The following is a 23,601-nucleotide window of genomic DNA, read 5'->3' as shown; positions in this document are numbered from 1 at the left end:
ATTAGCTCTTTTAAAATAAAACTTGAATTAACGTTGACGTTTTGCTTTGTTCAGTTTTCAAAGTTCAATGTGTTCACCGCTTGTTTTAAGCGACTTTTATAATATATCATTTCTTATCATTCATTGTCAACTGTTTTTTGAAAATCTTTTTTTCAAAAGAATTTCTTTCGCATCAGCGACGTTTATTAATATATCACGGCACCAAAATTATTTCAATATATTTTTTGAAAAAGTTACGAAAAAGTTTTATGGGATATTTTCATCTTACCAATCATAGAAATATACTAGTCCGATTTGAAAGGGGTTTGTCATCTTGCTAACTAATGTAGCTTTATATCTATCCTTCATAATGGCCATTTATTTATTCGCTTATTCATTTGTAAACGCCCTTCATATAAGTGAAAGTCAGGCTCGAGTTAAAGGCGGCACTTTTATCTTTTCTGTTACTATGGCTTTTGTTTTTTCTGGCTTTACATACTTATTCCTTTGATAAACCTGTAAACAAAAAAGGATCTGCCTGATTAAAACGTAATGAGGCAGATCTTTTTATTGATTGATTTTTTCCCATTCATTATTCTCCCCCCCTCCTTCATATAGATACAACCATTTCTTCTTACACTTTATAATGTTATTACATGAATTAGTTTATTTAATGACACTATAAAGGGATGAGCATCCATTCCCCACCCCCTTACTTTTTATGAACTTGAACTTTCTTTACATAGCTAAAATTCTGTATTGATTCCAGAATTTTAGAGAACTTGTCTGCGTTTGTACAATTCACATGAAGGGTGTATTTGAACATTTGCTTACTATTTAGAGAGTCATCTTCCTCCATATTATATTGTATGATCTCTACACCTTTCTTTGTTAGACGTTTATTTATTTCGGAAATGTTCCCACTCTCTTGTTGGACCACCATACAAATTATAAATGCTCCTTCATTTTTTGCTTTGCCTTTATAAAAATTCTCTAATTTATTTAGAAAAAATAAGGTCGAAATAATAATAACTGTTGTTAAGATCGCCTCAAAATACATTCCTATACCCACAACGAGTCCTAATCCCGCTACAACCCATATACTTGCTGCAGTTGTGAGACCTTTTACCGTAACTCCTCCATGAACTAAAATTGTACCAGCTCCTAGAAAGCCTATCCCAGAAATAACATAGGAGGGAATCCTACTCGGGTCATAACCGACAAGCTTCGGATGTTCACTTAAATAGGACTCAAAACCAAACAACGAAACTAGCATAAGCAAACAAGACCCTACCCCTACTAAGATATGTGTCCGCAAACCTGCTGGATGGTTTTTCATTTCTCTTTCTATTCCTACTAATCCACTTAATAAAACGATAAGCGATAAGCGTGTAATAGATGTCATAACGTCCTCTGTTAAATATTCCATTAGATCCCCTCCAACAACAACATCAATAATTGTTTCTTACTAATATAGGATAAAGTGAAATTTTAATCCGTGGGACCTTTCATCTCCCACAAATTATCTATTGAACCAATCCAGCTTTTACGAGCAGTTGCAATTATCCCCTACCTACTCTTCTTCGATTTCCTCAAGTTTTTTGAGGAGGCCTACTACTCGTTAATGCAGGATAAATAGTACAAAGCTAAATAGATAGCTACTTAACTATTTCGTAACATTTCTCTTTTTTTCCTCTATACACAAACCAAAGGCAATAAACTTTTCCATAACAAAAGAAGGTGTCTCTCTTTCCCCCACAGCTGTTGCTATGAAAAAGACCAAGACTTCAGCAGACAAAACTAGACCAATATACTGATATAAAGATTTTTCACTATAACTTTTCAAACGTACAGGTTACTGCCACGAGATTTATTGCTATTATTCCCTATGTATATGTTTAGTATAGTATTTTTATTCTTATAGCCTTTTTTGGTTATTTGAAACTTACCATCAAATACAAAGTAGTAAATTGAAAGATTTATTCTTCTTTCATTTTGCTAATTTCATTATTTTAATATTGTTTTATAAAAAAAGATCCTGGTCTCTCTAATAAAGACCAGAATCTTTTAAATTAATTACTTAATAGGTTTTTTTAGTAATCCCACCATAACTGCTGTTACGATTGCTCCTATTAGGATAGCTAATAAATATAAGAACGGATTTCCGTTTACGACTGGGAAAACGAAAATTCCTCCGTGCGGTGCAGGTAATCCGATATTAAATACCATCGTCAGTGCTCCAGCTACTGCTGAACCAGTAACAACAGATGGAATAACTCTCATTGGATCTGCAGCTGCAAATGGGATTGCCCCCTCTGTAATAAAAGAGAAACCCATAAAGTAGGAGGCAATTCCCGCTTTACGTTCACTATCTGTGAATTTATTTTTAAAGAAAGTCGTAGCTAAAGCTAAACCTAGTGGGGGTACCATTCCGCCAGCCATTATTGCAGCATGAGGCCCATAGTTCCCTGCTTCGATCATCGCAATTCCAAATGTAAATGCTGCTTTATTAATTGGCCCACCCATGTCGATGGACATCATACCACCTAGAATTAGTCCAAGTAGAACTAAATTCCCAGTTCCTAGACCATCTAACCAGTTTTGAACACCTGTATTAATTGCACTTAACGGTTCAATTAAAAAGTACATAATAATTCCAGTGAAGAAAATCCCTAGTAGCGGATAAATTAAAACAGGCTTAATCCCTTCTAATACTTCAGGTAGTTTTCTTGATAAATATTTAATTAATACAACCAAGTAACCTGCCAAGAAACCTGCAATAAGTCCACCTAAAAAACCTGCATTACCATTTGCCGCCATTAATCCCCCAACCATACCTGGAGCAAAACCAGGACGGTCCGCAATACTCATAGCAATAAAACCTGCTAGTACTGGTACCATTAGGAAAAATGCATTTGCTCCTCCAATGGAGTTTACTATTTCAGCAAACTTATTGTACTCTTCGCTGTTAGGGTCTGCCGAATTAATCCCCCACAAAAACGAGATGGCAATTAGAATACCGCCTCCGACAACAAACGGCAGCATGTTTGAAACACCATTCATTAAATGCTTATAGAAGCCGCCGCGCTGCTTTTTCTGCGCTTCCTTTTGCGTAGTTTCTTCGCCCTCTAAACTTCCACTTGTCCCTTTATAGATTGGAGCATCTTGTTTTAATGCTTTTTCAATTAATTCCTGCGGACGTCTGATTCCATCCGCTACTGGGACCTCAATAACATGTTTTCCTTTAAAACGATCCATTTCTACTTTCGTATCTGCTGCCACAATAATAGCTGGAGCGTTTTGGATTTCCTCCTGTGTAAGAATATTCTTAGCACCGCCAGAACCATTTGTTTCTACTTTAATATCAACACCTAAATCCTTTGCTTTTCCTTTTAAAGCATCTGCCGCCATATACGTATGAGCAATTCCTGTTGGACAAGCAGTAACAGCAAGCACTTGCCCTTGCTTAGTTGGTGCTCCGTTGTCTGTTGACTCTTCCTCTTCTTCATCTTTATCGTGAGTATCAATAATTTCTAGTATTTCTTCCTTTGTTGATGCATCTAACAAAGCCTTACGCACATCTGAATCCATTAACATAGACGATAATCGGCTAAGTGCTTCTAAATGGGTTTGATTCGCTCCTTCTGTCGCAGCAATCATAAAGAATAGATGAGAAGGTGCACCGTCAAGAGATTCATAATCTACACCAGCTATAGATTTTCCAAAAGCAATTGCTGGAGCCTTTACAGCAACCGTTTTTGCATGTGGTATAGCAATTCCTTCCCCAATACCTGTTGTACTTTGTGCTTCTCTATCCTGTATTGCCTTTTTAAAACTTACTTTATCTTCTAGCTTCCCAGCTTCATCAAGTACAGCTACCAACTCTTCAATTACATCTTCTTTTGCTGTTGATAGTAATTCTGTGGTAATCGTTTCTTTTGTTAGTAATTCTGTAATTTTCACGGAGTACTTCCCCCTTACATCCTATTTAGTATATTGGCCACACTAAAGCCAGTAAAATCCACTAAGACCAACCGTTTTACAGAAGGTTTCACCTTGCTATTTGGCAGCCTTCTCCTTTTTATCCCGTGTCAACGAGCAACAAGCCCTCAACTGATTGAAGTTTTACTTTACTTTTCTGTAATAGTGATTTTGTTTAGTAGTGAATCAATTTTTTCTTTTGTACAAAGTCCGATAGAAAATGCTGTAGCAGATCCTGCAGCAGTACCAAGGCGAAATGCTTCTTTTCTATTCAGGCCGTTCACCATACCTGCTATAAAACCAGCTACTGTAGAATCACCTGCTCCAACAGAACTCTTCAATTCCCCTTTAGGTACATCGGAATAAAAAACGTTATCACCCGTAAATAGTAGCGCTCCTTTTTCTGCCATAGAGACAATGACATTTTGAACACCCTTTTTCTTTAATAACTCCCCGTAATAGATTGCATCTTCTTCTGTTTTTATTTCAGTATCGAATATTTCACCTAACTCATGATGGTTCGGCTTAATTAAAAACGGTTTGAATGGAAGTACGGATTCCAGCAATGACTTTTCCGCGTCTATTACAATCTTCGTTCCTTGTTTTTCACACTGTTCGGCAATAATTCCATAAAAGTTTTTTGGAACAGTCTTTGGAATGCTTCCTGCAAGAATTAATATATCTTCAGATGTAAGCTTCCTTATCTTATCGAGCAGCGCTACCAAGTGACCTTCCTTAATTTCAGGTCCGTTCGCATTTATTTCTGTTTCATCGTCCGCCTTCACTTTGACATTTATTCTTGACATTTCCTCTATGTTTACAAAGTCCGTGTTAATTCCCTCATCTTTTAAGAAGGTCTCAATAAAGTTTCCTGTAAAACCGCCAGCAAATCCTAATGCCACACTCGATACCTCTAATCGATATAAAACTCGCGAAACGTTAATTCCTTTTCCACCTGGAAATGCACTTTCGTTTAATGTTCTGTTGAGCCCTCCTTTTTGAAAATTCTCAAGCTCCATAATGTAATCAACAGAAGGGTTTAGTGTCATCGTATATATCATGTTGTCACAACCTTAATTGTAGTTTTCTCTGCGAAAGTAGTAGCGTAATTTTCGTCTAGACTGTTTGTTATAATCATTGCTTCATCTAAATTCGCAACCTTACTAAAAGCAATTTCTCCAAATTTCGTGTCATCTGCTAATACAATCGCTTCTCTTGACAGTTCCATAGCTATTTTTTTGACCTGTGCTTCTTCCGGATCAGGAGTAGTAAAACCATATTGAGGGTGAATCCCATTCATCCCTATGAAGGCTTTATCAAACCGGTATTCTCGTAATGACTCAACCGCTCCTCTTCCAATCATCGCCTTCGTAATGGGCTTTACATACCCACCGATTGTATACGTTTTCAAACCCTTTTCAAGAAGGCAATCAATATGCGTTAGTCCATTTGTCACAATAACAACAGCTTTTTCCTTTAAATGGTCGATCATATTTAATGTCGTGGTTCCGGCATCAAGAAAGATACAATCTCCTTCTTCCACTAAGCTTGCAGCATATTGAGCGATAAGATGTTTTTCTTGAAGGTTTTTGGTGGATTTTTCAGAAACACTCAATTCTTGTAATTTCCCTTGAAGCTTTGAAGCCCCACCATGAACTCTTTTCAAGTATTTTTCCTGCTCTAACTGTGTTAAATCGCGACGAATAGTCGATTCTGATGCATCTGTTGCATCAACTATCTCTTGAATTTTCACAATATCTTTATCTTCTAACAGGTTTAATATTGTTCTATGTCTTTCCTCCGTTAGCATAAGTCCCTCCTGTAACACCTAACTCTATATCAAAATTAATTGAAGTTTCATTAATAGTTTCATTAATAGTTCCATTGTAATGGCAACGGTTTCAAAAATCAATCATAAATAACCAAAAACAATCATAAAACGTCAAATAAACTTTCAAAAATGATATCCCGTAGCTATCTTGGATATGTATAGAAAGCCTTTAAGGAAAATCCCTCAAACAACCTCTTTTATGTAGTTAGATTAACGACAAAAAAACTGGCAGCCGTGTAATTGGCTGCCAGTTTTTTTGTCTATTATTAGTGTTGCTCTTCTTGACCAGTTGGTTCATCTGTAGAAGAACTTTTCGGATTAGGATTCACATATCGATAATCACTACGATCAATTGGTTCAAAATTTTGGGGTTCATAGAACCTCAATAAATCTTCGTAGATGACTTTGTCAGAAAGCTGAAGTTTTTTCGTTGCTTCCTTTTGAATGTCTTCACACTGATTATCTTCTACAGGCTCTCCTGTTTCATTGTCATAACAAACACCTTTCAGATGTGAATACTTCTCAGAAACAACATCTCCGTTCCGGAAAGGGACAATCTGTGCACGATCTTCAGCAAATAGGTCTTGACCGAACTCAATATAGTCTTTCGTTTCAATTCCAAGTAAATGCATAAGTGTGGGACGTACATCAACTTGACCACTATACGTATGGTTCACTTCTCCATCCATCCCAGGGACATGGATGAATAGCGGTACTCGTTGAAGTTGAGCACTTTCAAAATCATTAATTTCTTTCCCCATCACTTCGCTCATCGCCTCATTATGATTTTCAGAAATACCATAATGATCTCCATACAAAACAATTACCGAATTTTCATATAGACCAGATTCTTTCAAGTCGTTAAAGAACATTTCTAACTGTTGATCCATGTAATGCGCTGTTTGGAAATAGCGGTTTACAACACCGTCATCGGTATTTCCAATAGCGAAATCCGTATCATTCTCATGTTTGTCAAATGGAAAATGGTTTGACAATGTAAGAAACTTAGTATAGAACGGTTGCGGTAAACTTTCTAGTATCGGCATAGACTGTTCAAAGAATGGCTTATCTTTTAACCCATAAGCGACCAAGTCTTCTTCATTATCCATATTATAATAAGTTGCGTCATAAAATTCATCGTATCCAAATGTACGATACATTTCTGAACGATTCCAGAAAGTTTTATAATTTCCATGGAACACTGCCGATGTATAGCCTTCCGATTTCAATATCGCTGGGGCTGCCTGCAGTGTGTTATTTGCATGAGTCATAAATACCGCCCCTTGAGGTAACGGGAACAATGAGTTTTCCATCATAAACTCAGCATCAGATGTTTTTCCTTGACCAGTTTGATGGAAAAAGTTATCGAAATAGAACGCTCCTTCTTCATCAACTAGTGAATTTAAGAACGGAGTAACTTCTTGCCCGTTCAACTTATAATCAATTACAAAGGATTGCAGTGATTCCATTGAAACGTAGATAACATTTTTCCCTTTTGCCTTTCCGAAATAATCCGGGTTAGGGGCAGGGTTATTTGCTTTCACATAATTCTCTACCTCTGCTACTTCCGTGCTATCTGCTAATGCACGTTTAGCCGATGTTTTAGAATTTTGTACTACATCATAGATGGTAAAGTTATACGCACCTAAATATTTCACTAAATAATTTCGGTCAAAACTTCGCGTTAATAAGTCAGGTCGATCTGCATTAGCAAGCCCTAAGTTTAATAAGAAAACTAACACTGCCGATGTTAATACAGCTGTTACGGCACGAAAACGCAATTTTTCTTGCGGAACTTTTTTCCATAACATTAAACCGATAATGACAATTGTATCCAAGAAATAAAGTATATCTAACGGCGACATTAACTCTAGAGCGCTGCTTCCCATACCGCTATTTGTTTTCGCCTGCATCATAACAGGTACTGTAATAAAATCATTAAAGAAACGATAGTATACAACATTTGCGTACAATAGGAAGGATAAGAGAAAGTTAATCGTTCCAAATGCAATGTTCCGTCCTTTTCCTTTCCAAAATAGTGCTAACCCAAAAAATAAAAGAGCAGTACTTAATGGATTAATAAATAATAGGAACTCTTGCATTGTTCCTTCAACGCCAAGATTAAACTCAATTTTATATGCACTGTATGTTTTTAGCCAAAATAACACAACGATTAAATAGAAAAAAGAAAGTTTGCCTGAAAGCATCTTTCTCCCGATGTTTTTTGGAAAGTTCATATTAAACTTCATCCTTTTATTAAGAAATTGTAAATAACAATGATTATTATAACAGATATTTTTTACTTAAGTGTTACAATTTTTTGTAGGTCTTTAATAAAAGAATTAACGAAACCCATTTCACCCCTTATAGGCCAACCCTTTATTGAAGAAATAATTTATCTTCCTTTACTGTTAATCCTTTACACTTCGTTTACCTATAGGAGTTAAATACTCGCATAAAAATAAACCGTGCGAAGAAGTAAAAACTCCTTCGCACGGTTTATTCTTCTTTTAATGTTGGTCCATCTAATTCATAATCTTTTTCCATTGTTTCTTTAGCATATGATGCATTTTGCTCTTTATGCTTATTTCCAGGATAAGTTGATTTATGCTGATGTGACAATTTAGCCACTTTACCAGTGTCTACGTTTACCATTAGTAACATTCCTCCAATTGATTTAGTATAGTAATTCAAACACTTCGTTAAGCTGGTGTCCTCGTTCAAGGTCTCCCGATTCATTAGCATGTTTAATTTCTTCTTGAAGAATCTGCTCGAGCGAACGAATTTCCTCCTCGGATAATCCTCGTACAAAAGAACCTTCAGAACTGTAGTGATTTTGTTCTATTTTGTGATCTATATTTCGAATAACTTCTTGCTCCTCTGTGTAGTTAGACAAAATTTCATGCAAATAGGCCAATGTTTGATCCATCAAAATCCCCCACCTTCAAATTAATCTCTTCCATATTAGAATGCTATTCATAGATAGATTTATGTATGGAAACAGTTTTTAGCTATGATGTCGGGAATCACGGGAAGTTTTAAAAAATAGTAAATCCGTTTACTTCTAACTAACCCCCTTCTTAATTCAACAACTTTTAGCTTGGTGAATAAAATCCTCTTTTTTCGACGAGTTTCTTCTATCTTATATATTTATTTTTAAAATCATATGAATTCAAACAAATAAAAAGGAAAGATAGAAAAAAATCTTCTACCTTTCCTTTTTGCTTAAGCGTCTATTTCATAGAGCCTTTATTATTTTAAATCTTCAATGGAATCAACGTCCATATAAGCTGGAACGACAAGACCTGTTTTTGCACCTTCAAGGTTCGCACCTAGGCTTTCAATTTGATCACCGTATTCATCTACATAGTCTGCATGTGTTAATGGTAACCATCCTGCTACCATTCCATCAGCATCGCCCTCTGCTACCGCAGCAAACATTGGACCTGCATCTAACTGAACAAGTTCTACTTCATAACCAATGCTTTCTAAAACTTTTGCAACGACATTCGTACTTGCGATTTCTGAATCCCATGCCACATAAGCAAGAGATACTTTTTCACCATCTACTTCCTCAGCACCCTTTAGCCATTCATCTACTACATCGCTATTTTCTTCTACCCATTTAGTAGCGGCTTCTTCTGGATCCATACCTTCCTGAATATCAACCATTACTGCTCCCATGTCGTCATTCGTCCATTGGAATTGATCCAACACTGTGTACGCACTTGGTTGTTCGTCTTTTAGGCCTTTACGGACAAACGTTTCAATATTTTCCGCTTCACCATAAATACCTTTTGGATCTTCAAGATACTTTAAGTCAAATTTGGAGAACTTCCAGTGTGGAGTCCAACCAGTGACAATAATTGGTTCTTCATCTTCATAAGCTTTTTGAAGTTCGGTTGCCATAGCAGCTGATGATGACTCTGTAAGCTCCCAATCGGCAAGGTTTTCGTATTCCTCTAATGCTTTTGTTGTTGCTTTCATGATTCCAGCACCAGGCTCAATTCCGACAATTTTATAATCGACTTGTTCCCCTACAGATGCCTTGCTATCAGAGTCTCCACCATCCGTTGATGTAGCTTCTTCGTCACCGCCACAAGCAGCAAGCCCTAAAGATAAAGCAAGCACTGATGATAATCCTAAAAAGCGCAAATTTTTCTTCATGTTAAACATGTAATTCCTCCCTATTTTTGTTTTGTCATTCCTATATTTTGAGAAATCCGGTCTAGTATAATTGCTAAAATAACAATAACAAGGCCAGATTCAAAACCAATTCCTACTTTAATTTGGGTTACCGCACGATAGACGTCAGCCCCAAGACCTGGTGCCCCAACAAGAGACGCAATAACAACCATTGATAGTGCCAACATAATACTTTGGTTAATCCCCGCCATAATCGTTGGGGTAGCCAAAGGTAGCTGGACTTTAAATAATTTCTGTTTTGTTGTCGATCCAAATGCATTCGCCGCTTCAATTAAATCCTCTGGTACTTGTCGAATCCCCAAATTGGTTAAACGAATTGTCGGAGGCATCGCAAAAATAACAGAAGCGATAATCCCTGGTACAACACCAATTCCAAAAAATAAAATCGCTGGGATTAAATAAACAAAGGCAGGCATTGTCTGCATAAAATCAAGGATTGGTGTAAAAATATCTCTTGATCGATCGCTTTGCGACATCCATATCCCGATGGGAACTCCGATTATAATTGATATCAACACAGAAGTTAGGACCAATGCTAATGTTTCAATTGTCCCATCCCAGTAGCCTAGATTATGTATGAGCAACATCCCAACTGCCGTAAAAACCGCAATTGACAGACGACTCGCCCACCAAGCAAGCCCTGTAAAAATAGCAATTAACACAAGAGCTGGAATCGATGTTAAGGCTAAAACAAATAGATCCACAAAACTTTCGATGCCTTCTGTTATTAGATCAAAGAGAGGACCAAGATTTTCCGTTAGGACATCTACGATTTGATCAATCCAATCTGCAAGGGGTAACTTTGGAAATAACTGCATTTTAGTTCACCCCATTTTCGTTTAAATGATTATTGTTACCTGCTAGTGCCCCAATGACTGCTCCACGAACGATAATACCTTTTAAGCGGTTATCATCTTCTACTACAGCAAGCGGCAAGGCAGAGGATGTCATCTTTTCAAACATATCGACAATTAATGTCTCTGGTGTGACAGTGGTCAAGTCACGGATCATAATATCCTCAAGTGATTGATCATTTTTTGCTGCTACAGATGCGTCTTGCGCTGTTACAGCACCCAGTAACTTTTGTTTTTTATCAACAATATAAACACTGGAAATTCCTTGTTCTTTCATTATCTGTAACGCGACTCGTGGACCACGATCACTCCGCACTGTTTCCGGTCGTTTCATCACATGGGAAGCTGTCAGTACTTTTGACAGGTCAACGTCTTCAACGAAGCGCTCGACATAGTCATTCGCCGGATTCATCAAGATTTCTTCTGGCGTCCCAACCTGAACGATACTTCCATCCTTCATTAATGCAATTCTATCACCGATGCGTAAGGCCTCATCAAGATCATGCGTAATAAAGATAATAGTCTTTTCCATTGTTTCTTGTAGCTCTAATAATTCATTTTGCATGTCTTTCCGAATTAATGGATCTAGTGCACTGAAGGCTTCATCCATTAATAGAACATCAGGATCATTGGCAAGCGCACGCGCTAATCCGACACGCTGCTGCATTCCTCCACTAAGTTCGTCTGGGTAACTATTTTCATAGCCTGCTAGACCAACAAGTTTTAAAGACTCTAATGCTTTTTCCTTTTGCTCCTGTTTATCAAACCCCTGAACTTCCAATCCGTATTCTGTATTACTTAATACGGTTCGATGTGGAAATAAGGCAAAACGCTGAAATACCATACTCATTTTTGTTCGCCTTACGTCTCTAAGTTGATTTGGCTTCAGCTTTACAATGTCTTGGCCATCAATTAAGACCTGACCATCTGTTGGATCGATTAATCTGTTTAACATTCGTACTAGGGTAGATTTCCCACTTCCTGAAAGCCCCATAATTACGAAAATTTCTCCAGAATTTACTTCAAAATTCGCCTTATTAACCCCAACCGTCATTCCAGTTTCTTCTAATATTTGTTTCTTTGTCTTCCCCTCATTGAGTAGTCCAATCCCTTGGTTCGGGGATTTCCCAAAAACTTTCGTGACATTATGTACTTGAATTTTTGCTTGTTCCATCTCTTCACCTCTATTCATTTGTAAAGGAACATTTCTATATAAAGTGAAACTTCAATCAGTGGGGATTACCGCCCGTTAATGCGAGATAAATATAGTAAATTAGCACCACAAATCTATTTAAGTATAAAGTTAATAAGAACCTACAACAAATACAGTGAGTAGCTATATTCTCCAAAAAAAGTTTGTGCAGTAAAAACTGTACGAAGTTTACTCACTCATTCTTATAATTGATAGATAATACTCCCAAATGCTTTCATCTATCATCTTTACAATGTTCTTTTCAAACTATAAAATGTAAGTCAACAAGTACTAGACTCGAAAATGGAGGAGAGTCTTAATTTATTTGGAAGGTGACATATGAATAAGGAAGAACTAGCAGCACAAGCGAGGGAACGTGTAATTAAATCCGTTACGAAAAATATGCATCTATACGGTGTAACCCCCTCTATTGGTCGAATATACGGAACACTTTATTTTCACAACAAACCGATGACATTAGATGCTTTAAAAGAAGAACTTGGAATGAGTAAAACAAGTATGTCTACTGGGGTTCGAACTTTAATTAACTTAAATATGGTCGAAAAGGTTTGGAAAAAAGGAGAACGTAAAGATCTCTATCAAATAAAAGCAGACTGGTATCAAAATTTTATTGATCTGTTTTCCATTCAATGGAGAAAAGGGTCGCAGTTGAATATGGAGGCCTTGAGAAAGTCCCTTAATGAATTGGAAAGTTTATTAGCAGAAGAAACGAATGAAGAATTTGCAGAACAAATTAAAGAAGACATTGAAAAGGTGACATATGCCATAAACTATTTTCAATGGCTCTTTAAAGTAATTGAACTGTTTGAATCAGAAGAAATCTTCAACATAATTGAAAAAAAACAAGGGTAGTATATCTTGCTCTCCTAAATTCCACGTTATGTATGGGATTGATTTAATTCGTTTCTATTAATACAAATAAGACCATCATTTATTCTAAATGATGGTCTTATTTGTGCAAAATTTGATTAATGGAGCATAGCGGTCTCGAACCGCTGACCTTTTGGCTGCCAGCCAAACGCTCTCCCAACTGAGCTAATGCCCCGTACGCTAACAAGAAATATTCTATGACAAAATAAAAAATATGTCAACAAGAATTTTCAGATTATTCATACTCCACTTCTATCCCCATTCTTCTTTTATTTCTGGTCGAAACACTCCTATTAATTGCCTATTCTTTCAAAAATAAACTATTGGACTAGTCCATTCGTGGAAACAGACTTACTATACATGTCATATAGTATAACAGTGAAGAAAGGTGGTGAAGAGCATGGATAAGGAGGCAACTACTCAAAACGAGGACAATTTGATTCCTAGCTCGGAGGAATTAGATTCGCTAATAAATAAACTCCAAACGAGTGTGAAAGATGTGTTAACAGACCTCAATAAAGATGTGCAAAAATCGTTAAGAGACGAAGCTCTCGAATCTTTAAAATCAAGCATTCCAACTTTAAGTCTAGGTTCACTCTTACCAAAACTAAAAGATTTAAAAGTCAATTCCTCCCTTTCAGATTCAGAAAACCTTGGTTCCGTCCTTTCAAAGCTTCAGTTTGATAAATGGGGACATTTGATTAGAGGATGGGACGCTTCCCAGGAAGGTGCGGATTTTAAATTGAAATTGAATGGGGAAACTATCGCAGAACTCAACCTCTCTACGCTAAAAAATACTGTCCTAAGAGAGGAAGAATAATTACAAAATAAACTATTTACCTATTATATAAGTTTAACCAAAACTATCTCTTAGTCATACAATATAGTAACAAAGCTTGGAGGTGAAAGAATATGTGTTTAGAAGATTTCAACTATTGTGGCCCAAAGACTCCTAGCACTGGAAATAATGGAAATGCAGAAGTAGATGATCAAGTAAATGTTACGCTTGTAGGGGTACAAAATGCTATTCCAGTCAATATTCTCAGTAATAACGCTATAGCAGCCAGCTTACTCACTATCTTAAATATTAATAATAAGCTGGATGTTTCTGTTGAAAACACAGAGAACAATGCAAAGAATGCTGTGAAAGACAAAAACGCAGTAGACGCTGGCTAACAATTAAAAGGCCTGTTCAATAAGATGGTCCCATCATCTAATTGGACGGGCTCTTCTTTTTTATCTGTGAATTTAGAAGAAACGGACCTCTTCTAATAAAAATAAACGTTTGTCCTCCGTCAATCGCCGTCTCTTACACTCTTTGTCCACATACACTATAAGTAAATATTAGGGGGATGGAAGTATGAATACAAGTAATCAACTTAACCCGTTTCTTTCTAACGGTAACGATGCTACTGACCTGTCTCCAACACAAATCGGGGTAACTGCTGTTGGAAGTCAGTTTGCAAGTGCAGAAGAAATTCTTAGCGGGAATGCTATTGCCTTTAGTTTAATCAATCTTTTTAATTACTACAACACATTAGTTGTTACGGCTAAGGATTCTGATATTATCGCTACTAATTTCACTGGATATTAATCCGTTCACTACTACTCATTAGAAAATAGAACGTTTTACAGCATACTTTGCTTAACCGATTATTTTGCATTTAGAAAAAGGAGTGGAACACATGAAAAACCAAGACGAACTTGCAGCAAAGATCGACAAGATCATGGAGAAAGGTTCAACAGGAGAAATTATTGCAGAATTATCAAAGTTAGATTTGCCGAATCCTTCTAATAACGTTCATGCTAATGGAGGAAAAGGCGGCCGGGCTATCAGTCTGACTTATGTAGATAATTATTCGTCATTAATGCTCGTCTACACGTTTCTTCTTAACACACTAGAAAGAGAAGGGGATGAGGGGTCTTTTTATCTTAACAAATCCCTTCTTACCGTTTTACAACAAGCGATGGAAGAACAACAACAATATCGTGCAGCTTTTTTAGAAGCTGTAAATTTACTAAATGATCAGAAAGAATAGCTCCTCAATTACTACTAATAATCACTGAGGCTGACCCAAAGTTATCTTTACTCTACTCCTGGGTTAGCCTATTTCTATTTTAACTTAGTGAATTTTCTTAAAACTAATTCAAATAAAATGTTATAATACCTGTTATACCAAAAGGGGGAGTAGGTATGAAAGCTTATCCTGAATTTAAAACTGAACGATTAACATTAAGGGAAATCGTAGAAGCTGATACAAATTTCTTATTCTCCAATCTATCAAATTCTAGGGTTCTTCAATACTTCGGAATGTCACCTCTTAACTCTAAAAAAGAAGCTAATAAACTTATTGAAAGCTTTAGTAATGGCTTAAAAAACGGTGGACCAATGCGTTGGGCTATTGTGAACAAGGAACAAGATGAAATTATTGGTACTTGTGGATTTCATAATATAAGTAAAGGGCATCACCGTTGTGAAATCGGATACGATCTTTCGCCTACTTATTGGGGAAAAGGAATAATGACCGAAGCATTAGTTCCTCTTATTTCTTACTTATTTAAAGAGAGGGATATGACTCGAATAGGAGCTGTAATAGTTCAGCATAATGCTGCTTCGGCCAAAGTTGTGGAGAAGCTAGGTTTTAAGCAAGAAGGCTTACTAAGAAAATATATTACCCAAGAAGATAATGTATACGATGCACATATGTATAGCTTGTTAAGAGAAGAATGGGATAAATAGTTATGAGATAATGAATATTAGGAAATAATGGTCAGTGCAGATACAAAAGGAGCTGGTGGTATGGTTCAGCATTTGTTTCAGCAGTTTTTACGCTGGCCGTTATTATTGAGAATTTTATTGATTGCTTTGTCAGTCAACCTTCTATTTGGAATTTTTATTACGTTTGTAGAACCAAAAACATTCCCCACTTTATTTGATGGAATTTGGTGGGCAATCATTACAACATCCACAGTCGGCTATGGTGACTTTTCTCCAACTTCATTGGGAGGAAGAATCATGGCGATAGCGCTTATATTCGTAGGAGTAGGATTCATTTCAACCTATTTCATTACACTTGCAAAAGATGCAGTTAAAACACAAAGTGCCTATTTAGAAGGTAAAGCCACCTATAGCGGGAAAGGACACATCATTATTATCGGATGGAATGAACGTTCTAGAGAAGTCATCAGTCAATTAATGTCATTTCAACAACAGTGCACTATTATTTTAATTGATGAATCATTAAAAGAAAATCCATATAAAGATTACCATGTCCACTTTGTTAAAGGTACACCTTTTAAAGATGATGTATTAAGAAAAGCCAATTTATCCGGGGCTTCCAAAGTTATCATTACCGCTGATCAGAATAAAGATGAAACAACTGCTGACATGAGTTCTGTCCTTACATTGCTAGCGATAAAAGGAAATATGCCAACTCTCTATACCGTTGTTGAAATATTAACTGATGAGCAAATTGCGAACGCAGAGCGGGCTGGTGCGGATGAAATAATCCAAACAAATAAACAAACAAGTTATGTCATGATGAATAGTATTGTTTCTCAAGGAATGTCAAAGGCAATACTTAAATTATTAAATAACCTAAAGGGGAATAATCTCCGCCTACTGCCTGTATCAACTGAATGGGTGAATCTTAGTTTTGAAGACGTTAGTATATTGCTACTAAAAAACAATATCTTATTACTCGGCATTAAAAGAGGAGAAAACACAGATGTGAACCCTCCCCTTCATGTAAAAGTTGAATTAGAAGATGAGTTGTTAGTAATTTCTACCTAGGTAGCAATACATCTTCTAATTCCTTCACAAGTTCTTTTCCAGTTGTAATGTACTCCTCAGGAAAGCTGGCATCAGCATCAACCGGCTCAGAAAATTGATTAACGACTCCAGATATATCTCCTGCCGATGCATGGTCATCCAACCCTCGCTGGTATTTATGGGACAGAAGAAACGGTTTACCGAATTCCACTGTTGTTCCCCTTGAATCTAATTGACCATCCACAGCAATAAAAGGTACTCGTAAAAATTGATAGCCTACCGAATCATCTATTTTATAATCAAAATAGCCATGGTCATAATCCCAGTTACCACCGATACTATATCCTAATGGCTTGAGAACCTGTTCCAATTTATAAAGTTTGTAATGCTGTCCTTCGAGCTTAGAAGATAATTCCTTCACATTTTTTACCCCCTTAATACAACTTATTATTTACACTCACTATGTTTATAGCTTCTCCAAACATGTTAGAATCATGAAAAATAATTGATACTTTCATTTTCCTTTCACTGCAGTTAGGGAACTAAATTTAGGATTTGGCACTTTTACTCCAAGGGTAATGAAAAAAGAGTGCATTTCTAAAGTCTCACCTTCAGAAACGCACTCTTTCGCAAATATTTTATTTTTCTAGACGTTTTTCAAGCTCAGCCTTTTTCTCTTCAAATCCTGGTTTGCCTAAAAGTGCAAACATGTTCACTTTATATGCTTCCACACCAGGTTGGTCAAAAGGATTGACTCCAAGTAAGTAACCGCTAATTGCACAAGCTTTCTCAAAGAAATACACTAAGTAGCCAAATGTATAAGCATCCATCTCAGGAATTTCTACAATTAAGTTTGGAACATCACCGTCTGTATGTGCAAGTAGTGTCCCCTCGAACGCTTTATTATTAACAAAGTCAACTGTTTGTCCTGCTAAATAATTTAAGCCGTCAAGGTCACTATCCGCTTCCTCAATTGTAAGTTCATGACGAGGTTTCGCTACCTTAATAACCGTTTCAAATAAATCACGACGTCCCTCTTGTACATATTGTCCTAATGAATGAAGGTCAGTTGAAAAGTTCGCAGACGATGGGAATATTCCTTTTTGATCTTTCCCTTCGCTTTCCCCAAATAATTGTTTCCACCATTCAGAAAAGTATTGTAAACCTGGCTCATAATTTATAAGCATTTCAATTGTTTTACCCTTATTGTATAAAACATTTCGTACCGCTGCATATTGGTAAGCAGGGTTTTCTTCTAATTCTGATTTACTGAATGCCTCACGTGCATCACGAGCACCTTTCATCATTGCTTCAATATCAACACCACTTACAGCGATTGGAAGTAACCCTACTGCTGTAAGCACAGAATAACGCCCACCAACATCATCAGGTACAACAAAAGTTTCAAAACCTTCATCCGTTGCTAATGTTTTTAGAGCACCTTTTGCTTTGTCTGTTGTTGCATAAATACGTTTACGAGCCTCTTCTACTCCGTATTTTTCCTCAAGAAGCTTGCGGAAAATACGGAAAGCAATTGCTGGCTCTGTTGTTGTACCAGACTTAGAAATGACGTTAATAGAGAAATCCTTTCCGTCTAATAAGTCCATTAAATCCGTCATGTACGTAGAGCTAATATTGTTTCCAAGGAAAAGTACTTGCGGTGTTTGACGCTTTTCTTTCGGAAGAGCATTGTAGAAACTATGATTTAGCATTTCAATTGCTGCACGAGCCCCTAAATAAGAACCGCCAATTCCAATTACTAAAAGGACATCTGAATCATTTTTAATTTTTTCAGATGATTTTTGGATGCGAGAAAACTCTTCTTTATCATAATTAACAGGCAAATCTATCCAGCCTAAATAATCATTTCCTGCACCTGTTTGCTCATGTAACGAGTGATGAGCAACTTTTACTGCATCACTTAAATATGTAAGTTCATGTTCTCCAAAAAATGATAATGCTTTGGAATAATCAAAACGAACGTGTGTCATAACCATCCTCCGTTTTTATCTAAAATTATTTTACCTTTTCACTTTATCGAAAGCCGTCACGATAATCAAGAAAGCTTTCTATTTGTAAGCGTGTCCAATATGAACTTTTTTCATCATTTTATTTTATTAGCAAGATTTCCTTTGAAAATGTGTAATCATAAATTGAATTTTAACCTGACGCTTTCCCTGGAGCAAAACATAGAACTAAAAAGGAGCCTCCACGAATGAAAGCTCCCTCCTCAGCTTTTTATAAGGATTCTTGCAAAATAGATAGTACATCTTCTCTATTTAGTTTTGTAAAGTTACCAAATTCTCCATTTACCATTGCTTTATCTGCAATAACTTCCAATTGGCTATCATCAATATCGTAATCTGCCAAACGGGAAGGAGCACCGAGTCCTTTCCAGAATTCACGTAGCTTTTCAATTCCTTCAAGGCCAATTTCTTCATCCGATTTTCCAGCTGCATCTACACCGAACACTCTTACAGCGAGCTGTGCAAATCGAGATGGGTTAACTTTCAAATTATGCTTCATCCAATTTGGGAAGAGAATTGCAAGTCCACCTGCATGCGGTATATCATATACAGCAGACACAGCATGTTCAATATTATGTGTGGCCCAATCGCCTCGATACCCCATTTGGAGCATTCCGTTTAGTGCAATTGTCCCTGAATATAAAATCGTTTCACGAAGCTCATAATTCTCTAAATCGTCTAACAATTTTGGAGCAGTTTCCATTACTGTTATTAATGTAGATTCACATAGACGATCTTGTAGAGGCGTGTTCTCAGCATTATTAAAATATTGCTCAAACACATGTGACATCATATCTACCATACCGTAAATCGTTTGATTTTTCGGTAACGTGAACGTGTTTTGTGGATCAAGAATAGAAAATTGAGGGAATGTGACTGGACTACCCCAACCGTATTTTTCATTTGTTTCCCAGTTCGTAATAACGGAACCGGCATTCATTTCAGAACCTGTCGCTGCTATTGTTAGTACTGTTCCAAATGGTAATGCTTCTTCGGCTGACGCTTTCTTAATGACAAGATCCCAAGCATCGCCATCATATTTTGCTCCTGCAGCAATAGCCTTCGTACAATCAATTACGCTTCCTCCACCAACAGCTAAAATAAAGTCAATGCCATTTTCTTTACAGATGTCGACACCTTTCCTTACTGTTGAGATTCTTGGATTTGGCTCAACCCCTGATAACTCTGATACTTCAGCACCTACTTCTTTTAACTTTGAAGTAACTTTATCGTATAAGCCGTTACGCTTAATGCTGCCTCCACCGTAAACCAATAAAACCTTTTTTCCATATTGAGGAACAAGTTTTGTTAACATCTCTACCTGATCTTTACCAAAAATTAATTTAGTCGGATTATAAAAAACAAATTCGTTCATATAAAATTCCTCCCTTTAAAATAGCAACATTAAACAGATTAAATTTCACTCATCTGCTTCACCTTGCTCTTCATTTCCATTATCAACTATATCTTTCCCCAATTGCAAAGAACTTGCACGAGAATATTATTCCTAAAAAAGGTGAATAATTAAAATAGGCTCTATTTTAATTAATTAGACATCTAGGAGGAAAACAACATGAGTGGTATTCAACGTATTGCACTGCTTCTTACAATTATCGGAGCAATTAACTGGGGGCTTATTGGTTTTTTTCAATTTGACCTTGTAGCAGCTATATTCGGAGGACAGGAATCCGCCTTGTCACGAATCATCTATGGATTAGTAGGAATTGCAGGACTTCTCAATCTTGGATTATTATTTAAGCCATCGAGAGAAGTGGAAAGAGAACCAGAATCTCAACCATCCCGGTAAAAAAACAACCAATAGGGGCAATGTTAGCCCCTATTGGTTGTTTTTATTTTTGGCTATTTTCGTAAGGTTTGTTGTTTTCGGGAGTAAACAATGGACCGTTCCTTTCCGCTGCAGGCACTAGACTCCGCGGGGAGGAAGTCGAACCTCCTCGACGTTCTGCGGGGTCTCGACTTTTCCTCTATATCCCACAGGAGTCAAGTACCTTCCGCTCCAATCCACTCTGCGTTTCCCATGTTGTTAAAAGCAACACTCTTTTAGAAAACAGCCTTATTTTTTATCCTTTAAACCTATGTAATCCCGAAAAGTCCCCTTAATACAAGGTACATATCGATAAAACAAAGTAAAGCAGCTAGTCCGAAACCAGCTGCTTTACTTCTTACAAGAAGACTCTTTTCTCACAGATTGTTTTTTCACTTATGAATTTTGTCCATTGATTTCCGTTAAAAAGCAACATTCTTTACGAAAATAGCCTATGAGAAAGATTAATCAACTTATAATTACACCCATCCTCTAAATCTAGATGCTTCTGCCATTTTACGAGCACCGACCATATAAGCAGCGAGTCTCATATTAACTCGTCGACTTTCGGATGTTTCATATACATTATTAAACGCATTCACTAATTTAGTATGCAGTTTTTCATTAACCTCTTCTTCTGTCCAATAATACCCTTGATTATTTTGAACCCATTCGAAATAGGATACTGTTACGCCACCAGCACTAGCAAGTACATCTGGAACTAAAAGAATTCCTCTATCTGAAAGAATTTTTGTTGCTTCTAATGTTGTTGGGCCATTCGCTGCTTCCACAACAATACTCGCTTTAATGCTATTGGCGTTTTCCGCAGTAATTTGGTTCGCAACAGCTGCCGGAACAAGAATGTCGCAGTCAAGTTCAAGCAATTCTTCATTGGAAAGTGTATTTTCAAACAATGTTGTCACAGTTCCAAAACTATCACGACGATCTAAAAGATAGTCAATATCTAAACCATTTGGATCATGTAGTGCACCATGTGCGTCAGAAATTGCAACAACTTTCGCACCCGCATCATGCATAAACTTCGCTAAGAAGCTTCCAGCATTACCAAACCCTTGAATGACGACACGTGCTCCTTCAATATTAATACCACGTTTTTTGGCTGCCTCGTTTATACAGATAGTTACCCCTTGAGCAGTAGCCTTTTCCCGCCCTTGAGATCCTCCTAAAACAATTGGTTTCCCTGTAATGAATCCAGGAGAATCATTTTCACGAAGACGGCTGTATTCATCCATCATCCAAGCCATAATCTGTGAGTTTGTATAAACATCAGGTGCTGGAATATCCTTTGTCGGTCCTACAATCTGGCTTATAGCTCGAACATAGCCTCTACTTAACTTTTCAAGCTCAGCAAAAGACATTGTACGAGGATCACAAATGATGCCCCCTTTACCTCCACCATATGGAAGGTCAACAATTCCACATTTTAAGCTCATCCACATTGAAAGTGCTTTTACTTCTTCTTCATCTACTTCTGGATGAAAACGTACTCCACCTTTCGTAGGTCCAACTGCATCATTATGCTGTGCACGGTACCCTGTGAATACTTTTATACTGCCATCATCCATTCTGACAGGTATACGTACTGTTAGCATTCTAACTGGTTCTTTTAAAAGTTCAAACATTTCTTCTGTGTAACCAAGCTTTGATAATGCATCATTGATGACATATTGTGTAGAAGTAAAAAGATTAAGGTTTTCTCCCATTTTTACAATTCGCCTCTTTATTGTGTAATCTTAAACGATGTTATTGTAACACACAACTGTTTGCTAAACCATTGTTCTTCTGACTATTTAGATAAAACTTTATTTATTTTTTCAATAGCCCAATCAAGATCTTCTTTTGAAATGACAAGCGGCGGTGCAAAGCGAATAACTGTTTCATGTGTTTCCTTACAAAGTAGTCCTTCTTCTTTTAGCTGTTCACAGTATTTACGTGCATCTTCATGCAGTTCTACTCCAATGAAAAGTCCTCTTCCTCGGACTTCTTTTATCACTGGATTATTAATCTCTTTTAATTTACTCATAAAATAGTTCCCCAATTCCAATGAACGCTCTGCAAGTTTTTCATCGATTAAAACATCCAAGGAAGCAACGGATACAGCACACGCCATTGGATTTCCTCCAAAAGTTGAACCATGTGAACCCGGATTGAAAACTCCAAGTACTTCACTGCTAGCAACTACACAAGAAATTGGAAAGACACCCCCACCAAGCGCTTTCCCTAAAATGTACATATCAGGGTCTACATCTTCCCATTCACACGCAAACATTTTTCCTGAACGAGCTAGACCAGCTTGGATCTCATCGGCTACAAATAAAACATTGTTTTCTTTACAAAGCGCATGAGCTGCTTTTAAGAAACCTTCTGGTGGAATAACAATCCCTGCTTCTCCTTGAATTGGCTCAATTAAGAATGCAGCAGTATTTGGCGTAATAGCCTCTTTTAATGCATCTAAATCACCATATGGAATCAGTTTAATGCCAGGCAGCATTGGACCGAATCCTCTTTTGTATTCTTCCTCTGAAGAAAGAGATACAGCAGTCATTGTTCTGCCATGAAAATTACCATAGCAAGCGATGATTTCTGCTTTATTATCTTCTACCCCTTTTACATCATAAGCCCAGCGACGTGCCGTTTTAATGGCAGTTTCTACTGCCTCTGCACCTGTGTTCATTGGAAGAGCCATTTCCTTATTCGTAAGCTTACAAACTTTCTCATACCAAGGAGCTAGCTGATCATTATGAAAGGCGCGAGAAGTCAGTGTTACACGATCCGCTTGCTTTTTTAGTGCTTCAATAACTTTAGGGTGCCGGTGCCCTTGATTCACCGCGGAATATGCACTAAGCATATCCATATAGCGATTTCCTTCTGGATCTTTTACCCAAACTCCCTCTGCTTCAGCAATGACAATTGGAAGTGGATGATAGTTTTTTGCACCAAATTTTTCTGTTTGTTCAATAATAGAGTCCGTACTTACAACCATGAAACATTTCCTCCCACCATTTGTTAAGTAAACGCTCTT

At 37.0% G+C, this 23,601-nt stretch carries 23 protein-coding genes and 1 tRNA gene; 8 read left to right on the top strand and 16 right to left on the bottom strand.

Features of this window, described 5'->3' with window-relative positions:
• Positions 1-691 precede the first annotated feature (691 nt).
• From ACFSUL_RS08010 to ACFSUL_RS07965, 10 genes are all read right to left on the bottom strand, one after another.
• On the bottom strand, positions 692-1,408 hold the full coding sequence (locus ACFSUL_RS08010; RefSeq protein WP_377934331.1) for an MgtC/SapB family protein: 717 nt from the start codon (positions 1,406-1,408) through the stop codon (positions 692-694).
• 647 nt (positions 1,409-2,055) lie between these two features.
• Complete coding sequence (locus ACFSUL_RS08005; protein WP_377934329.1) at positions 2,056-3,942, bottom strand: PTS fructose transporter subunit IIABC; 1,887 nt, start codon at positions 3,940-3,942, stop codon at positions 2,056-2,058.
• 167 nt (positions 3,943-4,109) lie between these two features.
• Positions 4,110-5,021 carry a 1-phosphofructokinase gene (pfkB, locus tag ACFSUL_RS08000; protein ID WP_377934327.1) on the bottom strand — a complete coding sequence of 304 codons (912 nt, stop codon included), beginning with the start codon at positions 5,019-5,021 and terminating at the stop codon, positions 4,110-4,112.
• Complete coding sequence (locus tag ACFSUL_RS07995) at positions 5,018-5,770, bottom strand: DeoR/GlpR family DNA-binding transcription regulator (RefSeq protein WP_377934325.1); 753 nt, start codon at positions 5,768-5,770, stop codon at positions 5,018-5,020. Before ACFSUL_RS07995 ends, pfkB begins: the two co-directional genes overlap by 4 nt.
• 287 nt (positions 5,771-6,057) lie before the next feature.
• Positions 6,058-8,028: an LTA synthase family protein gene (locus ACFSUL_RS07990; protein WP_377934323.1), complete on the bottom strand. Its 1,971-nt coding sequence runs from the start codon at positions 8,026-8,028 to the stop codon at positions 6,058-6,060.
• A gap of 262 nt (positions 8,029-8,290) precedes the next feature.
• Positions 8,291-8,446: a hypothetical protein gene (locus tag ACFSUL_RS07985; RefSeq protein WP_377934321.1), complete on the bottom strand. Its 156-nt coding sequence runs from the start codon at positions 8,444-8,446 to the stop codon at positions 8,291-8,293.
• A gap of 22 nt (positions 8,447-8,468) precedes the next feature.
• The gene (locus tag ACFSUL_RS07980; protein WP_377934319.1) at positions 8,469-8,720 is read right to left on the bottom strand and encodes a sporulation protein; all 252 of its coding nucleotides are present in this window, start codon (positions 8,718-8,720) and stop codon (positions 8,469-8,471) included.
• 323 nt (positions 8,721-9,043) lie between these two features.
• Entirely contained in the window at positions 9,044-9,967 is a 924-nt protein-coding gene (locus ACFSUL_RS07975; protein WP_377934317.1) for a glycine betaine ABC transporter substrate-binding protein, read from the bottom strand.
• A gap of 11 nt (positions 9,968-9,978) precedes the next feature.
• Positions 9,979-10,815: an ABC transporter permease gene (locus ACFSUL_RS07970; RefSeq protein WP_377934315.1), complete on the bottom strand. Its 837-nt coding sequence runs from the start codon at positions 10,813-10,815 to the stop codon at positions 9,979-9,981.
• A 1-nt stretch (position 10,816) separates the two neighbouring features.
• A complete protein-coding gene (locus tag ACFSUL_RS07965; protein WP_377934313.1) occupies positions 10,817-12,025 on the bottom strand; it encodes a quaternary amine ABC transporter ATP-binding protein in 1,209 nt (402 codons plus the stop codon).
• 357 nt (positions 12,026-12,382) lie between these two features.
• Between ACFSUL_RS07965 and ACFSUL_RS07960 the strand changes: the two genes are divergently transcribed.
• On the top strand, positions 12,383-12,916 hold the full coding sequence (locus tag ACFSUL_RS07960; protein WP_377934311.1) for a GbsR/MarR family transcriptional regulator: 534 nt from the start codon (positions 12,383-12,385) through the stop codon (positions 12,914-12,916).
• A 120-nt stretch (positions 12,917-13,036) separates the two neighbouring features.
• On the opposite strand, the gene ACFSUL_RS07955 is transcribed toward ACFSUL_RS07960, so the two are convergent.
• Positions 13,037-13,109, bottom strand: a tRNA-Ala gene (locus tag ACFSUL_RS07955).
• A 225-nt stretch (positions 13,110-13,334) separates the two neighbouring features.
• On the opposite strand from ACFSUL_RS07955, the gene ACFSUL_RS07950 reads away from it, so the two are divergent.
• The 6 genes from ACFSUL_RS07950 to ACFSUL_RS07925 all read left to right on the top strand — a co-directional run bounded on the left by ACFSUL_RS07950 (position 13,335) and on the right by ACFSUL_RS07925 (position 16,727).
• A complete protein-coding gene (locus tag ACFSUL_RS07950; RefSeq protein ID WP_377934309.1) occupies positions 13,335-13,754 on the top strand; it encodes a hypothetical protein in 420 nt (139 codons plus the stop codon).
• Positions 13,755-13,846: 92 nt separating this feature from the next.
• The gene (locus tag ACFSUL_RS07945; RefSeq protein WP_377934307.1) at positions 13,847-14,110 is read left to right on the top strand and encodes a hypothetical protein; all 264 of its coding nucleotides are present in this window, start codon (positions 13,847-13,849) and stop codon (positions 14,108-14,110) included.
• Positions 14,111-14,294: 184 nt separating this feature from the next.
• Positions 14,295-14,528, top strand: coding sequence for a hypothetical protein (locus tag ACFSUL_RS07940; protein WP_071410942.1), 234 nt, complete (start codon positions 14,295-14,297; stop codon positions 14,526-14,528).
• Between the two features lie 91 nt (positions 14,529-14,619).
• Positions 14,620-14,973, top strand: a complete 354-nt coding sequence (locus ACFSUL_RS07935) for a hypothetical protein (protein ID WP_377934305.1) — start codon at positions 14,620-14,622, stop codon at positions 14,971-14,973.
• A gap of 155 nt (positions 14,974-15,128) precedes the next feature.
• Positions 15,129-15,674, top strand: a complete 546-nt coding sequence (locus ACFSUL_RS07930) for a GNAT family N-acetyltransferase (protein WP_377934303.1) — start codon at positions 15,129-15,131, stop codon at positions 15,672-15,674.
• Positions 15,675-15,734: 60 nt separating this feature from the next.
• Positions 15,735-16,727: a potassium channel family protein gene (locus ACFSUL_RS07925; RefSeq protein ID WP_377934301.1), complete on the top strand. Its 993-nt coding sequence runs from the start codon at positions 15,735-15,737 to the stop codon at positions 16,725-16,727.
• Here the strand turns inward: ACFSUL_RS07925 and ACFSUL_RS07920 are convergent.
• The 3 genes from ACFSUL_RS07920 to ACFSUL_RS07910 form a co-directional block, all read right to left on the bottom strand.
• Positions 16,720-17,127, bottom strand: a complete 408-nt coding sequence (locus ACFSUL_RS07920; RefSeq protein WP_071410938.1) for a YugN-like family protein — start codon at positions 17,125-17,127, stop codon at positions 16,720-16,722. The two genes, ACFSUL_RS07925 and ACFSUL_RS07920, sit on opposite strands and share 8 nt — an antisense overlap.
• Positions 17,128-17,344: 217 nt before the next feature.
• Entirely contained in the window at positions 17,345-18,697 is a 1,353-nt protein-coding gene (locus ACFSUL_RS07915; RefSeq protein WP_377934298.1) for a glucose-6-phosphate isomerase, read from the bottom strand.
• A 247-nt stretch (positions 18,698-18,944) separates the two neighbouring features.
• The gene (locus ACFSUL_RS07910) at positions 18,945-20,108 is read right to left on the bottom strand and encodes an iron-containing alcohol dehydrogenase (RefSeq protein WP_377934296.1); all 1,164 of its coding nucleotides are present in this window, start codon (positions 20,106-20,108) and stop codon (positions 18,945-18,947) included.
• 198 nt (positions 20,109-20,306) lie between these two features.
• Here ACFSUL_RS07910 and ACFSUL_RS07905 point away from each other — a divergent pair, with 198 nt between their 5' ends.
• On the top strand, positions 20,307-20,540 hold the full coding sequence (locus ACFSUL_RS07905; RefSeq protein ID WP_377934293.1) for a DUF378 domain-containing protein: 234 nt from the start codon (positions 20,307-20,309) through the stop codon (positions 20,538-20,540).
• A 497-nt stretch (positions 20,541-21,037) separates the two neighbouring features.
• On the opposite strand, the gene ACFSUL_RS07900 is transcribed toward ACFSUL_RS07905, so the two are convergent.
• Complete coding sequence (locus ACFSUL_RS07900; RefSeq protein WP_377934291.1) at positions 21,038-22,282, bottom strand: Glu/Leu/Phe/Val family dehydrogenase; 1,245 nt, start codon at positions 22,280-22,282, stop codon at positions 21,038-21,040.
• Positions 22,283-22,365: 83 nt separating this feature from the next.
• Complete coding sequence (locus ACFSUL_RS07895) at positions 22,366-23,562, bottom strand: ornithine--oxo-acid transaminase (RefSeq protein WP_377934289.1); 1,197 nt, start codon at positions 23,560-23,562, stop codon at positions 22,366-22,368.
• Positions 23,563-23,601: the final 39 nt, after the last annotated feature.

The sequence above is a fragment of the Bacillus seohaeanensis genome, assembly GCF_042684945.1.
Lineage (GTDB): Bacteria > Bacillota > Bacilli > Bacillales > Bacillaceae_B > Rossellomorea > Rossellomorea seohaeanensis.
Note: the sequence above shows the minus strand (reverse complement) of the source record. Positions and strands in the feature narration are given on the sequence as shown.

Excerpts from the sequence above, each read along its gene's own strand:
- ACFSUL_RS07895 (WP_377934289.1), bottom strand. The coding sequence starts at position 23,562 with ATGGTTGTAAGTACGGACTCTATTATTGAACAAACAGAAAAATTTGGT.
- ACFSUL_RS07915 (WP_377934298.1), bottom strand. The coding sequence starts at position 18,697 with ATGACACACGTTCGTTTTGATTATTCCAAAGCATTATCATTTTTTGGA.
- ACFSUL_RS07985 (WP_377934321.1), bottom strand. The coding sequence starts at position 8,446 with ATGGTAAACGTAGACACTGGTAAAGTGGCTAAATTGTCACATCAGCAT.
- ACFSUL_RS07935 (WP_377934305.1), top strand. The coding sequence starts at position 14,620 with ATGAAAAACCAAGACGAACTTGCAGCAAAGATCGACAAGATCATGGAG.
- ACFSUL_RS07970 (WP_377934315.1), bottom strand. The coding sequence starts at position 10,815 with ATGCAGTTATTTCCAAAGTTACCCCTTGCAGATTGGATTGATCAAATC.
- ACFSUL_RS07990 (WP_377934323.1), bottom strand. The coding sequence starts at position 8,028 with ATGAACTTTCCAAAAAACATCGGGAGAAAGATGCTTTCAGGCAAACTT.
- pfkB (WP_377934327.1), bottom strand. The coding sequence starts at position 5,021 with ATGATATATACGATGACACTAAACCCTTCTGTTGATTACATTATGGAG.
- ACFSUL_RS07930 (WP_377934303.1), top strand. The coding sequence starts at position 15,129 with ATGAAAGCTTATCCTGAATTTAAAACTGAACGATTAACATTAAGGGAA.
- ACFSUL_RS07950 (WP_377934309.1), top strand. The coding sequence starts at position 13,335 with ATGGATAAGGAGGCAACTACTCAAAACGAGGACAATTTGATTCCTAGC.
- ACFSUL_RS07945 (WP_377934307.1), top strand. The coding sequence starts at position 13,847 with ATGTGTTTAGAAGATTTCAACTATTGTGGCCCAAAGACTCCTAGCACT.
- ACFSUL_RS07975 (WP_377934317.1), bottom strand. The coding sequence starts at position 9,967 with ATGTTTAACATGAAGAAAAATTTGCGCTTTTTAGGATTATCATCAGTG.
- ACFSUL_RS07910 (WP_377934296.1), bottom strand. The coding sequence starts at position 20,108 with ATGAACGAATTTGTTTTTTATAATCCGACTAAATTAATTTTTGGTAAA.
- ACFSUL_RS07980 (WP_377934319.1), bottom strand. The coding sequence starts at position 8,720 with ATGGATCAAACATTGGCCTATTTGCATGAAATTTTGTCTAACTACACA.
- ACFSUL_RS07905 (WP_377934293.1), top strand. The coding sequence starts at position 20,307 with ATGAGTGGTATTCAACGTATTGCACTGCTTCTTACAATTATCGGAGCA.
- ACFSUL_RS07940 (WP_071410942.1), top strand. The coding sequence starts at position 14,295 with ATGAATACAAGTAATCAACTTAACCCGTTTCTTTCTAACGGTAACGAT.
- ACFSUL_RS07965 (WP_377934313.1), bottom strand. The coding sequence starts at position 12,025 with ATGGAACAAGCAAAAATTCAAGTACATAATGTCACGAAAGTTTTTGGG.
- ACFSUL_RS07900 (WP_377934291.1), bottom strand. The coding sequence starts at position 22,282 with ATGGGAGAAAACCTTAATCTTTTTACTTCTACACAATATGTCATCAAT.
- ACFSUL_RS08010 (WP_377934331.1), bottom strand. The coding sequence starts at position 1,408 with ATGGAATATTTAACAGAGGACGTTATGACATCTATTACACGCTTATCG.
- ACFSUL_RS07995 (WP_377934325.1), bottom strand. The coding sequence starts at position 5,770 with ATGCTAACGGAGGAAAGACATAGAACAATATTAAACCTGTTAGAAGAT.
- ACFSUL_RS07925 (WP_377934301.1), top strand. The coding sequence starts at position 15,735 with ATGGTTCAGCATTTGTTTCAGCAGTTTTTACGCTGGCCGTTATTATTG.
- ACFSUL_RS07960 (WP_377934311.1), top strand. The coding sequence starts at position 12,383 with ATGAATAAGGAAGAACTAGCAGCACAAGCGAGGGAACGTGTAATTAAA.